Genomic DNA, 12897 nt, shown 5'->3' with positions numbered 1-12897 from the left:
CAAAATGATCAGATTGACCGCTTGATTTCTTTGGACTACGATGTGTTGTGCGTAAATATCGTCGATCGTACTTCTGCCGCCGTCCTCATTGACAAAGCGCAAGCCGCTGAAATCCCTATTATCTTTTTTAATCGCGAACCGGTTGAAGAGGATATTCTGCGCTGGGACTACGTATATTATGTAGGCGCAATGGCTGAAGACTCCGGAATTTTGCAAGGAGAAATCTTATCGGATTACTGGAACCATCAAAAAGATCAGGTGGATCGAAATGGCGACAATGTCCTTCAATATGTCATGTTAGAGGGAGAACCGGGCCACCAAGACACCTTACTTCGAACGGAATATTCCATTCAAACACTGATCTCCAATGGTATATCTGTGGAAAAGCTTGCAAGTGAGACTGCCAACTGGGATCGGACACAGGCCTCCGCACGAATGGAACAATGGATTCGCGAGTATGGAAACAACATCGAGGCCGTTATCTCCAATAACGACGACATGGCGCTCGGTGCCATTGACAGTCTTGTAAATGCTGGAATATCCGAAGAAGAAATGCCCCTTATTGTCGGAGTGGATGCCACTGCACCTGCTTTGGAAGCAATTGAAAATGGGACTCTTCAAGGAACGGTTTTAAATGACGCAGAAGGTATTGCCCAAGCTTTGTTATCGCTTTCTGTGGCCCTCGCACGTGATGAAGACCCCTCTCAGGCTGTGGCTTTGAAGGACTCCCATTATGTATGGCTTCCCTACCAGCCCATCACCGGACAATTCACATAATCGAAGAGGCGCAAGATTTTTCTTGCGCCTCTTATTTATTTTTTAGGTCTTTGTGAAAATATTGTGGAACTATGCCGATCTTTTATATTTTGAGTAAAAATTCTGCTACAATAAAAAAGGTTCATTCTATATTGGGGAGATGGCAAAATGGAACACATAGATGAAAAAACAGCGCTTTTTGAAAAGGCGGCGATTCCCCGCGCCGTTGCACAACTGGCGATTCCCACCATTCTCAGCTCACTGGTCATGGTAATCTATAATTTGGCGGATACATATTTTGTGGGAATGCTCAACGATCCAATTCAAAATGCGGCTGTTACTTTGGCCTCTCCTGTTTTACTGGCATTCAATGCCATTAATAATCTTTTCGGAGTAGGAAGTTCCAGTATGATGAGTCGTGCGCTGGGCCGAAAAGATTATGAGACTGTATCCAACAGTTCTTCTTTTGGTTTTTATTGCTCCTTAATATGCGGCGTGCTTTTTTCCCTTTTTTGCAGCATTTTCCGTACCCCCTTGCTTTCTCTTTTAGGAGCAGATGCTTCCACAGCAGCAGCCACAGAAGAATATATGTTTTGGACAGTACAATGCGGTGCCGTGCCTGCTATTCTAAACGTCGTAATGGCGTATTTAGTACGTGCGGAAGGCTCTGCGCTCCATGCAAGCATTGGGACCATGAGTGGATGTCTTTTAAACATTGTTCTAGATCCTATTTTTATTCTTCCCTGGGGTTTAAATTTAGGTGCAGCAGGTGCGGGTTTTGCCACGCTCATTTCTAACTGCGTGGCGTGTGTTTACTTTTTCATTCTTTTGTTTGTTAAACGTGGTCAAACCTTTGTATGTTTGAATCTTAAGAAATTCACACTAAAAAAAGACATTGTTGTGGGAGTATGTGGTGTTGGAATTCCCGCGGCCATTCAAAACCTGCTTAATGTTACGGGTATGACTATTCTGAATAACTTTACTTCCGTTTACGGCGCCAATGCGGTTGCTGCGATGGGTATTACGCAAAAGATCAATATGGTTCCCATGTATATTTCCATGGGGCTTTCACAAGGAATCATGCCACTTATCAGTTACAATTATGCAAGCGGAAACACACGCCGCATGAAAAAAACTGTGTGGTTTGCAGGGCGTGCAGCTCTGCTGTTGATTGTAGTAGTCTCAGCGATTTATTTTGTCTTTCCCGCTACATTCATTGCTTTGTTCATGCAAAACGAGTCAATCATCGAATATGGCTCTCATTTTCTTCGCGGCTTCTGTCTGGGCCTTCCATTTCTTTGCATCGACTTTCTGGCGGTTGCCGTATTCCAGGCGGTCGGAATGGGAAAAGCGGCTCTTATCTTTGCCATTCTGCGTAAAATTGTCCTCGAAATTCCCGCGTTGTGCATTTTAAACTGGCTCATTCCCCTCTATGGACTTGCTTATGCGCAACTCGCGGCGGAACTCGTTCTTTCGGTTGCTGCGATAGTTGTCCTTGTCCGTTTATTCCATCGTTTGGAAAATTCTAAGAATCGCAAATCTGCATAAAAGAAAACCACCGGACAAATGTCCGGTGGTTCTTTTTTTACCGAAATTCGTTTAATTGTTCCATCCTTTACACACATCTACCCATCCATTGGATGCAGATGCCTTTTCCAATTCCGCCGGAGTTAAACGAACCGCACTGGAGGAATTTCCTGCCGCTGGGAAAACGATATCAAATCTTTTTAGGGATTCGTCCAAATATACATCCACATTGTCTTTTACCGCAAAGGGACACACACCGCCAGCCGCATGACCAACGCGTTCTTCAACATCGTCAAAAGCCACCATTTTAGCCTTGTGCCCAAATCTCGCTTTGTATTTTCCGTTATCAATTTTTGCATCTCCCGCCGCTACAATCAAGATGCAGCGATCCTCTAAAAGAAAAGACAATGTTTTTGCAATACGAGCGGGATCACAATGATTAGCTTGTGCCGCTTGCTCCACAGTAGCACTGGACTGAGAAAACTCTATAATTCTATCATCCAATCCAAAGGTTTGGAGATATGTGCGTACCGCTTCAATTGACATATCTTACACTCCTTTATAAAAAAGGCGCGCCCGACGGCGCGCCTTTTTCAAGCAAGATTATTCGTCCTCGGAATTTTCCGTTTCTTCCTCGTCCTCACTAAAATCCACTTCAAATTTAGTACCACAATTGGGACAAGCCAGATTCTCATCCGCCAGCATATCCTCATCTACGCAGACAACTTCACCGCAATTGGGGCAGGTAATTTCATATAAACCTGCTTCATATTCCTCATCATAATCGTCGTCTTCGCTGTCCTCATCTTCGCTATAAAGGCAGGATTCCACATCCTCTAAATCTTCACTAATTGCATCTACCTCGTCGTAAAGCTGATCAACATCTTCATCGATCTGCTCAACAGAGTCAGCCATCTGATCCAACAATTCCACAATTGCATTCAGAACTTTTCCTTCTTTTGTGGTAACGTCGAATTCCATTCCTTCCATCAGGCCTTTGATAAACGCTACTTTCTCCTTCAGTTCCATGTCATTGCCTCCTTTATAAACAACAGGCAAGGCCGTAGCCGGTCTTGCCTGGATTGGATATTTTTCTTATGCGCGCTCCATATATTCGCCTGTACGAGTATCGATACGAATCTTATCCCCTTCATTGATGAACAGAGGAACACGAATCTCGGCACCTGTTTCCAATGTAGCAGGTTTCAAAGTGTTCGTCGCAGTGTTACCCTTTACACCAGGCTCAGTCTTGGTGACCTCAAGAACCACAAAGTTCGGCGCTTCCACGCCAAATACCTTTCCTTTGTAAGAAAGGACCTTGCAAACTTCGTTTTCTTTCACAAACTTAAACGCGTCACCCAGTTCAGACTCATTCAAAGGAATCTGCTCATAAGTCTCATTGTCCATGAAATAGTACAGGCCGCCATCCTCATAAGAATAAGTCATCTCACGGCGCTCGATATAAGCGGTGGGGAACTTAGCTGTGGGGTTGTATGTTTTCTCAACTACAGAACCTGTAATAACATTGCGGATCTTTGTGCGGACGAACGCCGCGCCCTTGCCGGGTTTTACATGCTGAAACTCAATGATTTGATAAACATTTCCGTCTTCTTCAAACGTGATGCCGTTGCGAAACTCGCCAGCAGAAACCATAAATTACATCCTCCATAACTTTTCATGGGCACATTGGTACCGTATTATTCTATATTAGATTTTACAGGAAAAGCCCCTGTTTTGCAACCCCTTCGCCCCGTATTTTTACAGGATGATCAGGTTTTTGTCACTCTTACCTAAGATTTCGCAACCATTCTCGCGAACAATCGTAGTGTCCTCAATGCGCACGCCAAATTTGCCTTCCAGATAGATACCTGGTTCAATGGTCATCAACATTCCAGGCTGCACCACTGTCTCGCACATGGGACTGTAACGAGGCTCCTCATGAATTTCAATTCCTACGGCATGTCCCAATCCGTGGCCAAAACAACCTTCATAGCCCGCTGCATAAATAATATCCCGAGCAATTTTATCCACATCACAGCCACGCATTCCAGCCTTCGCCTGTTCACAACAGGCAAGTTGTGCTTTCAAAACAGTATCATACACCTTTTTCTGCTCATCCGACACATGGCCGACCGCAATGGTTCGGGTCATATCCGTGCAATAGCCATCCACATTTGCGCCATAATCCATGGTGATAAAATCGCCATCCCGGATCACATTTTCACCCGGAACGCCGTGCGGAAGGCTCGTTTTGGTGCCTGTTACCAAAATAGTGGGAAATGCCAGTTTTCCGGCCCCGTGGCTGCGCATAAACATCTCCATCTCCAGCGCCACATCAATTTCCCGCATGCCCGGTTTGATGTACCCCAAGATATGGTCAAAGCAGTCATCTGTAATCACCTGAGCACGGCGCATTGCCGCAATTTCCTCTTCTCCCTTAATCGCACGAATGGCTTCTATAGCATTGCACAAAGTCGCGCTGGTGTCCACTTCAATTCCCGTGAGAGCCGCACGAACTCGCTCTGCATAAGCAACCGTTGCCTTATTTTCCATGTACAAATGCTTTACGCCATGACTCTCAAGAATTTCACGGACCTGTTCCAACACGTTTTTCTGCAAAATTACTTGTGCCTGTTTGACCTCAGCATTGGCTATCTCGATGTAGCGAGAATCAATGATGAAATACGTTTGATCCGGCAAAATCAATACGGTTCCTGCATCGCCGGAGTCAAAATTCAAAAAGTAAAAGCGGTTGACCTCCGTTGAAATAAGCGCGGCCTCAAAGCCCGCAGGCATTGCGGCAATCAATTTGTCTGTACGCTGTTTCATCGCTATACTCTTCTTTCTTTTTTTATAGTATATTTCCACCCTTTTTACAATAATGCTTCAAGAGCGGACGTTCCAAGATACGTTTTAACCGAATGGTCGGTTTTATATCGCGGTAAAGAGGCTGGCACAAAAGCACGGGAATTCCATACAAATTCGCACCGACTGCATCCGTAAAAATTTGGTCTCCCACCAACGCGACTTCATTCTTAGAGACCCCAAGTTTTTTCCGCGCACGGGCCAATCCCCATGGGGCGGGTTTACAACAGAATGATACATGTTCTACACCAATTGTACGAGCAAAAGGTGCTACGCGTTTTTCAAAGTTATTGGAAGCAATTGCCAAAGCAATTCCAGAGTTTTTCATCTGATCCAGCCATTGCGCCACATGGTCCGAAAGCTCTTGGCTTCCATGCCCGGTTAAAGTATTGTCCACATCCAAAATCAACGCACGAATCCCGTGTTTACGTAAATATTCCGGCGTGATGGATGAAACCGACCGAAACATCTGAGTGGGCATAAAAATGGACACGCCGATTGCTCCTTTCCAAGCTCAATGTTTAAAACACAAAAAGCGGACCTCTGCAAGAGGCCCGCTCATCGCGTAGTTACCGCGTGTCCGCAACTTATTTATATTTGCGCTTGCGGGCAGCTTCGGATTTTTTCTTGCGCCGCACAGAGGGTTTCTCATACGCCTCGCGTTTACGCACTTCGGCCAGCACACCAGCACGCGCAGTAGAACGTTTAAAACGACGCAGCGCGCTCTCCAGCGATTCGCCTTCTTTTACTCGAATTTCCGACATCTTGTTCCCTCCCTTAACCTTTGAGGTAGGAACTGCTTCTCTCCAATCGATGCACTGCACAATTTCAAGAACAGCAGCTACCTTAGATTATACAATGCCGAGGGTCTGCCTGTCAATATTTTCTTTCACTTCACAGCGATATTTACAAGTTTCCCCGGGACATAGATTTCTTTGCAGATGGTTTTCCCGTCCATTGCCTTCTTTACAGCCTCATCTGACTTTGCAGCGGCAATTGCATCCTCTTTAGAAATATCCGTTGGAACCACCAGTTTTGCGCGTACTTTTCCGTTTACCTGCACAGCAATTTCCGCGGCGCTCTCCACACACTTGGCCTCATCAAAATCCGGCCATTTGGCATAGGCAATTTGTCCTTCAAATCCAAGTTGCTGCCACATTTCTTCTGTCATGTGCGGTGCAAACGGATTCAACAAAACAAGGAGTGTACGCACTTCATCCTTTGTCACGCTCTTCTTCTCATACATTGCGTTGAGCAGACTCATCATCGCGGCAATAGCCGTATTCATTTTTAAAACTTCGATGTCCTCGGTCACTTTTTTAATGGTGCGGTTCATGATGCTTTCCAATTCTTTGGAATAGCCAGTCCCTTCTTCCACCATCTCCATCAATCCCCACACGCGCTCTAAAAAGCGTCTGCAGCCTTTGATGGAAGCGGTATTCCAAGGCGCACTCTTCTCAAAATCACCAATAAACATTTCATAAAGCCGCATTGTATCCGCGCCATACTCATTGACAATATCATCCGGGTTAACCACATTTCCGCGGCTTTTGGACATCTTTTCGCCATTCTCACCCAAAATCATGCCATGGCTGGTACGCTTGCGATAGGGCTCCGAATAAGGCACCACACCAATATCATAAAGGAATTTGTGCCAGAAACGACTATACAGCAAATGCAAAGTCGTATGCTCCATACCGCCGTTATACCAGTCTACCGGTCCCCAATAAGCCAGCGCTTCCTTAGAAGCCAATGCCTCATTGTTGTGAGGATCCATGTAGCGCAAGAAATACCAAGAAGAACCCGCCCATTGCGGCATAGTATCCGTCTCACGCACTGCGGGACCACCGCAGCACGGACAAGTTGTGTTCACCCATTCCGTATGACGGGCCAACGGGCTCTCACCGTTTTCGCCGGGCTCGAAGTCTTTGATTTCAGGAAGACGAAGCGGCAATTCGCTCTCAGGAATGGGCTGCCAGCCGCACTTTTCACAGTGCACCATGGGAATCGGTTCGCCCCAATAACGCTGACGGCTGAACACCCAGTCGCGCAACTTGAAGTTCGTCTTCGGTGTTCCAACTCCCTGCTCACTCAGCCATTGAACGATTGCTTTTTTCGCCTCGTCCACGCTCATTCCATTCAAGAAGCCCGAATTGACCATTACACCAGTGGCACAATCCGTATAGGCTGCCTTTTCTACATCGCCGCCTTTGACCACTTCGATGATGTCACATCCGAAAGCATGTGCAAATTCCCAGTCACGTTCATCATGAGCAGGCACCGCCATGATAGCACCAGTGCCATAGCTGATCAGCACGTAATCCGAGATAAAAATAGGAATTTCTTTACCATTCACCGGGTTGATGGCATGAATGCCGTCAATCTTTACACCGGTCTTCTCTTTAACAAGCTCTGAGCGCTCAAAATCACTCTTTTTAGCCGCTTCTGCTTGATAAGCCTTCACCTCGTCCATATTGCGGATTCGGTCTGCCCATTTGGCAATCGAAGGATGTTCCGGCGCAATGACCATATAAGTCGCGCCAAAAAGAGTATCCGGACGAGTGGTATAAATCAAAAGCTCATCGCCCGCAGTAGTTTTAAACTTTACTTCTGCACCATGGCTGCGCCCAATCCAGTTTTTCTGCTGCGTCTTTACGCGCGGAATATAGTCCAAATCATCCAGATCATCTACCAAGCGATCTGCATAAGCAGTGATTTTCAACATCCATTGGCTTTTAACCTTATGCGTGGTTTGCGCGCCGCAACGCTCGCATTTACCATCTACCACTTCTTCGTTGGCCAATACTACTTTACAAGAAGGACACCAGTTTACATTCATTTCCTTCTTGTAAGCAAGTCCTTTTTTGTACAGTTGTAGAAAAATCCATTGCGTCCACTTGTAGTAATTGGGATCCGTCGTATTGATTTCTCTCTCCCAATCAAACGAAAGTCCTAAACTTTTCAGTTGGCTTTTGAAACGCGCTACATTTTTCGCTGTGACAATTTCCGGATGGATGTGGTTTTTCATTGCATAGTTTTCCGTAGGCAGACCGAAAGCATCCCAACCCATCGGATAGAGAACATTATAACCTTGCAAACGTTTTTTACGAGCTACAATATCCAATGCCGTATAGCTGCGGGGATGGCCTACATGCAGACCCTGCCCCGAAGGATAAGGGAACTCTACCAATGCGTAATACTTGGGAAGGGTATAATCCTGTTTTGCTGCAAAAGTATGCTCTTTATCCCAAATATCTTGCCATTTTTTTTCAACTTGCTTAAAATCGTATTTCATTTTCTTCACATCCAAAAAAGATTTATCTCACACGGCTCTACTGACCGTGTATCTGCCTCATTCTTCCACAAAATCCAACGGAACGTTCTCTCCATCTGCCCATAAGTGATCCAAATCATAAAACTCGCGTGCATCCGGACTGAACACATGAACAATCACGCTGCCATAGTCCAAAATAAACCAGTTTTGCGTATTAAATCCTTCCGTGCGAATTGGTACAATATTTTCTTCCTTCAATTGAAATTCAGCCTCTTCTGCCAAGCTCTTCACATGAGTGGAAGACGTACCTGAAGCGATTACAAAATAGTCCGCCATCACTGTTAAATCATGTACACGAAGAACTTTTACACGTGTAGCCTTTTTCTTATCCAAAATCGCAGCAAGTTTCAATGCCAATGCTTTCGGTTCCATAAATTCTCCTAACTCTTTGCATTACGCGGCCGGTTGTACACTTGTTCCACCGGACGTATCTTGTGTTTCATCATAATCCGCTACTGTACCGTCGGTTCCCATCTGACTCATCTCCGGATCAACCACGGCTCCCATTTCCGAAACCGGAGCCGGCAATTGAATATTCAATTCGTCAGCACTGACCGGCGCATCTGCTGGTCGGAAGTATTCGTTCAGGAAATCCGCCGTTTCCTGAATGGCAATTCCAGACACCCAGTTCGAACCATCCGCTTTAACCTGGGTTCCGTACACAGGCAAACGCCCCATCAATATGTTTTCCGCTGGTACATTCAGAGCGGCAACACCCAATGCGGCACAATCCAAGGGGCTGATATCCGTTTCCACATACTGCAGAAATACCGGCATCAGTTTCACCATTTCCTGCCAGCTCATTGTGAGCATATACTTAAACAAAGCCGCATAGAAATATCGCTGATTATTCAAACGATCCAAATCGCCACGAGGCGTAGCACTTGCGTCCTTGCGCTGTCGCAAGAAGAATTCCAACTCTTCGCCCTGAAGCCAATGATATCCCTGCTCCAGACGGCTTCCATTATACTCCATGGTCACAGGAACATACACTTCCAAGGCAAACTGATCTCCCAGAGCCGTCATCATGCCCTTTAACATTTGCATGTCGATCACAACATAATCATCCACTGGAAGCTTTAGCTGATCATACAATACCTGAGCAAGATTTTGCACACGGTTTTCCTGATCCTCACCATGGGCATAAAGCGCATTGATACGACCTGTACCACCTGTAGGCAAATCCAATCCCACATAGGTATCACGTGGAATCTGCAGCATGTGCACGGTATTTTCCTTTTTGTTAAACTGCACATACAGAATCATATCCGTATTGCCGTTTTTACTTCGCTGTACGCCTAAGGCTTCTTCTTCCGGATTGTCATCGTAGTCAATTCCCAATACGAGAATATTCGTCAAATCCTTGCCATACTCTGGCGGTGTGGCAATTTCCTCTGTGAGCGAACCGCTGACCTCGGGTTTCAGCGAATCAGCTACATACCAATAAAACGCACCCAGTGCACCAGCCGTAATCAAAAGCACAACTAAAAAAGCCGCTAATACTTTCTTGCCAGTACTTCTTTTTTTCTTTCTACGGCGACTTGTCACCGGAGCATGCGGATCCACTGCGTGTGCAGTACTACGCGTGCTCTGCACAGAACGCTGACGCGAACTCGCTGTAGATGAAGAACTCACCCTTGATCCTGACGAACGATGTACGGGCTGATAAACGGCCTGATCATATGCTTTGCGAGTCCCTGAGCTAGAACTGGGACGGCGAGACGCATGCTTCGCACGGGATACATTGATTTGTCGAGGTCTGTTTGTATTTCTCAATAGAAGTTCCCTCCATGGGCAGTCTTTTTTTCAAAGTCATACGGTCTTGTGACGATCCTTTCTTTTATCAAATCGTCTTGGGGAATGTCCATGTCCTCTGCACATACCAAAAGCACTTTTTAGTTATTCGCACCGTAATATTCCTGCCGTTGCTGCGCATAAGCAGCTAGAGAATACTCGTCCACATTTTTTCCGCTGGCCTTCAACCAAGCAATGGACATTCCTAGCCCTTCAATCGTACCACGATCCAAATTTTCCAAGACATGTGCGCGCAAAGATTCCGCTTCCGGATAAGAGCGCTCATAACTTGCCATATCTGCCATATAAATAATTTTATCCAACTTTGACATATTGGGCTTTCCGGTTGTATGACACCGGATTGCAGAGAGGACGTCTTCATCCTCTATCCCATATTCCTTTTGCGCCAAAATAGCCGCCGCAATTCCATGCCAAACAGCCGGTGCGCGCTGCAGTGCATTATTAGCTATTATATCATTTTCACGTAAAATCTGCAACAATCGATCCTTTGGCAGCTCCTTCGCAATGTCATGGAGATAAGCCGCCAATGCCGCTTTATTCTCATCCACACCATTGCGGCGCGCCAGTTCCACCGCAAGTTTTTTTACGTTAAGCGTATGTTCATAACGCTTTTCACTGAGATTTTTCTTTGCCAACCGTTTTGCTTCCTGAACTGAAATCACAGTTTTCACTCTTCTTTCCCCACCGGCCGATACAATCCATATCGGCAAATCATTCTCTCTACACATTCCGGCACTAATCCAATCACCGATTCTCCTCGCTCCACCTTGGCGCGAATCTGCGTGCTGGAAATTTCCACTATTCTGGCGGGCGCAAACAAAACGCGACCACCCTCTTGCTCCAAACTTTGCGCAAACGCATGAAGCGGAGCGATATCTTCATCTCGACGGCTGTGTACTACCAACGTCATTTTTTGGAGAAGTTCTTGATATCCATGCCATCGGCGAAAAGAAAGCAGCATATCGCTCCCCATGGAAAAGTAAAATTCCGCATTTGGGAAACGTCGATGCATCTCATTCAATGTATCCAGTGTGTAACTTTTCCCGCCACGCAAAATTTCCGTATCGTCCAGGAATACATGATCTCCAATTTCTAAAAAGCATTGGCACAACGCCAGCCGTATTCCAGCCGGTGTTGCGCTAGCATGCTTATGAGGTGGTATTCCGGCAGGCTCTACTACCACGAGGTCCGGCCGAACCACTGCTTGTGCACCTCGCAGTAACTCCATGTGACCATTGTGTGGTGGGTCAAAAGTCCCGCCGAACAGCAAAATACGGCTGCTCATTTTATTTTCAGCAATTCCGCATATCGGCTATCTTTTTCCTTTTGCTTATACAAAACAAATTTGGAGCCAATCACCTGCACACAATCTGCGCCGGTTTTCTCCGCCACAATGGCCGCCGCTTCTTTCGCAGAATACATGCTGGTCTCCAAAACACGCATTTTGATCAGTTCGCGTGCATTTAAACATTCCAAAGTCGAATGGACAAGCGACTCATCAATCTCGCCCTTTCCTACCTGAAAAACCACATCCAAATTCTGAGCTTCTTTGCGCAGAATTGCGCGTTGTTTGCTTGTCAACATATCTATTGATTCCCTCTCTGTATTATTTTTTCAGAGATGCGCCGGTCCCGTCACGGTTGCGAGAAGCCCTGCATCATTTAAAAATTCCGGAAGTTGTTTTTCCATCAAACGAAGTGCACGCCCACGATGGCTGATAGCATCTTTTTCATCCGCAGTCAGTTGCGCATACGTGCGGCACAACTCATTGTGCACCGTATCTACCGTTCCCGGAATCCCTATCTCTTCAGGAATGAACAACGGATCGTAGCCGAATCCGTTTTCACCTTTTTCTTCAAACCCTATTTTCCCGCGGCATTCTCCTTCAAACACTGCATGCCTTTGATCCGGCATCCAAATGCAAATCGCGCTTACAAATTTTGCACCGCGCCGCTCCTGCTCCACATCTTTCATCTCGCGCATAAGTTTTCGGTTGTTCTCACCGTCATCCCCATGGCGACCACAATAGCGTGCGGAATAAACACCCGGTGCTCCATTTAGTGCATCTACGCACAGCCCCGAATCATCTGCAATCGTAGGTTTTCCGCTGGCGTCACAAATGGCTTTTGCTTTGATGCAGGCATTTTCGCTGAACGTAGATCCGGTCTCATCCGGATCCAAATCCAGTCCTGCCTCTCTCTGGCTCAGTACCCGATGGCCCATTTTCTCCAGAATGCGCCGCATCTCTTTTAACTTGTGCGCATTATTCGTCGCCGCAATAAATTCCATAATACACCTCAAATATGAAATTTTTTCGAATGAAGAGCCTCAAAATCAAGTTTCTCTCATAAACAACGCATCCGCAAATGCATCTGCGTCAAAAGGCATCAAATCATCCAGGCCTTCGCCTACACCTACAAAGCGGACCGGAAGTCCTAATTTGGCTTTGATGGAAATAACGGCACCGCCTTTGGCTGTTCCGTCAAGCTTTGTGAGCACAACACCGGTAGCTCCCGCAGCATCAATAAACTGACTGGCCTGATTGATCGCATTTTGGCCGGTAATAGCATCTAACACCAACAAGGTCTCCACACTGGCCG

General features: G+C 46.2%; 15 protein-coding genes and 1 pseudogene. 2 read left to right on the top strand and 14 right to left on the bottom strand.

What is annotated here, in order from left to right; translation table 11 throughout:
- Nucleotides 1–777, top strand: a 777-nt coding sequence (locus tag AB5H98_RS10155) for a galactose ABC transporter substrate-binding protein (RefSeq protein ID WP_367925787.1), incomplete at its 5' end; no start/stop codon positions are given.
- A gap of 147 nt (nt 778–924) precedes the next feature.
- Nucleotides 925–2304 (top strand): MATE family efflux transporter, encoded by a 1380-nt coding sequence (locus tag AB5H98_RS10150; protein WP_367925786.1) that lies wholly within the window; start codon nt 925–927, stop codon nt 2302–2304.
- A gap of 51 nt (nt 2305–2355) precedes the next feature.
- On the opposite strand, the gene AB5H98_RS10145 is transcribed toward AB5H98_RS10150, so the two are convergent.
- From AB5H98_RS10145 to AB5H98_RS10080, 14 genes and pseudogenes are all read right to left on the bottom strand, one after another.
- On the bottom strand, nt 2356–2829 hold the full coding sequence (locus AB5H98_RS10145) for a YbaK/EbsC family protein (RefSeq protein WP_367925785.1): 474 nt from the start codon (nt 2827–2829) through the stop codon (nt 2356–2358).
- Between the two features lie 57 nt (nt 2830–2886).
- Nucleotides 2887–3312 carry a CD1247 N-terminal domain-containing protein gene (locus AB5H98_RS10140; RefSeq protein WP_367925784.1) on the bottom strand — a complete coding sequence of 142 codons (426 nt, stop codon included), beginning with the start codon at nt 3310–3312 and terminating at the stop codon, nt 2887–2889.
- A 66-nt stretch (nt 3313–3378) separates the two neighbouring features.
- Entirely contained in the window at nt 3379–3936 is a 558-nt protein-coding gene (efp, locus tag AB5H98_RS10135; RefSeq protein ID WP_367925783.1) for an elongation factor P, read from the bottom strand.
- 105 nt (nt 3937–4041) lie between these two features.
- Nucleotides 4042–5112, bottom strand: coding sequence for a M24 family metallopeptidase (locus AB5H98_RS10130; protein WP_367925782.1), 1071 nt, complete (start codon nt 5110–5112; stop codon nt 4042–4044).
- A 22-nt stretch (nt 5113–5134) separates the two neighbouring features.
- Complete coding sequence (locus tag AB5H98_RS10125; protein ID WP_367925781.1) at nt 5135–5641, bottom strand: YqeG family HAD IIIA-type phosphatase; 507 nt, start codon at nt 5639–5641, stop codon at nt 5135–5137.
- A gap of 94 nt (nt 5642–5735) precedes the next feature.
- Nucleotides 5736–5912 carry a 30S ribosomal protein S21 gene (gene rpsU / locus AB5H98_RS10120; protein ID WP_349216128.1) on the bottom strand — a complete coding sequence of 59 codons (177 nt, stop codon included), beginning with the start codon at nt 5910–5912 and terminating at the stop codon, nt 5736–5738.
- Nucleotides 5913–6037: 125 nt separating this feature from the next.
- On the bottom strand, nt 6038–8443 hold the full coding sequence (gene leuS, locus AB5H98_RS10115; RefSeq protein ID WP_367925780.1) for a leucine--tRNA ligase: 2406 nt from the start codon (nt 8441–8443) through the stop codon (nt 6038–6040).
- A 57-nt stretch (nt 8444–8500) separates the two neighbouring features.
- Nucleotides 8501–8854 carry a ribosome silencing factor gene (rsfS, locus tag AB5H98_RS10110; RefSeq protein ID WP_367925779.1) on the bottom strand — a complete coding sequence of 118 codons (354 nt, stop codon included), beginning with the start codon at nt 8852–8854 and terminating at the stop codon, nt 8501–8503.
- A 21-nt stretch (nt 8855–8875) separates the two neighbouring features.
- The gene (locus AB5H98_RS10105) at nt 8876–10258 is read right to left on the bottom strand and encodes an LCP family protein (RefSeq protein WP_367925778.1); all 1383 of its coding nucleotides are present in this window, start codon (nt 10256–10258) and stop codon (nt 8876–8878) included.
- A gap of 119 nt (nt 10259–10377) precedes the next feature.
- Nucleotides 10378–10959, bottom strand: coding sequence for a bis(5'-nucleosyl)-tetraphosphatase (symmetrical) YqeK (yqeK, locus tag AB5H98_RS10100; protein WP_367925777.1), 582 nt, complete (start codon nt 10957–10959; stop codon nt 10378–10380).
- Nucleotides 10960–10964: 5 nt separating this feature from the next.
- Nucleotides 10965–11582, bottom strand: a complete 618-nt coding sequence (gene nadD, locus AB5H98_RS10095) for a nicotinate (nicotinamide) nucleotide adenylyltransferase (RefSeq protein WP_367925776.1) — start codon at nt 11580–11582, stop codon at nt 10965–10967.
- Entirely contained in the window at nt 11579–11881 is a 303-nt protein-coding gene (locus tag AB5H98_RS10090; RefSeq protein WP_367925775.1) for a YhbY family RNA-binding protein, read from the bottom strand. The genes nadD and AB5H98_RS10090 overlap by 4 nt, the downstream gene beginning before the upstream one ends.
- Before the next feature lie 30 nt (nt 11882–11911).
- Nucleotides 11912–12586: an RdgB/HAM1 family non-canonical purine NTP pyrophosphatase gene (gene rdgB / locus AB5H98_RS10085; RefSeq protein ID WP_367925774.1), complete on the bottom strand. Its 675-nt coding sequence runs from the start codon at nt 12584–12586 to the stop codon at nt 11912–11914.
- A 45-nt stretch (nt 12587–12631) separates the two neighbouring features.
- Nucleotides 12632–12897: pseudogene (locus AB5H98_RS10080) on the bottom strand (signal recognition particle-docking protein FtsY); the annotation flags it as partial.

The organism is uncultured Ruthenibacterium sp. (assembly GCF_963558415.1).
Taxonomy (GTDB): Bacteria; Bacillota; Clostridia; order Oscillospirales; family Ruminococcaceae; genus Ruthenibacterium.
The sequence above is the reverse complement of the archived record's forward strand: the minus strand, read 5'-3'. Positions and strand labels throughout refer to the sequence as shown.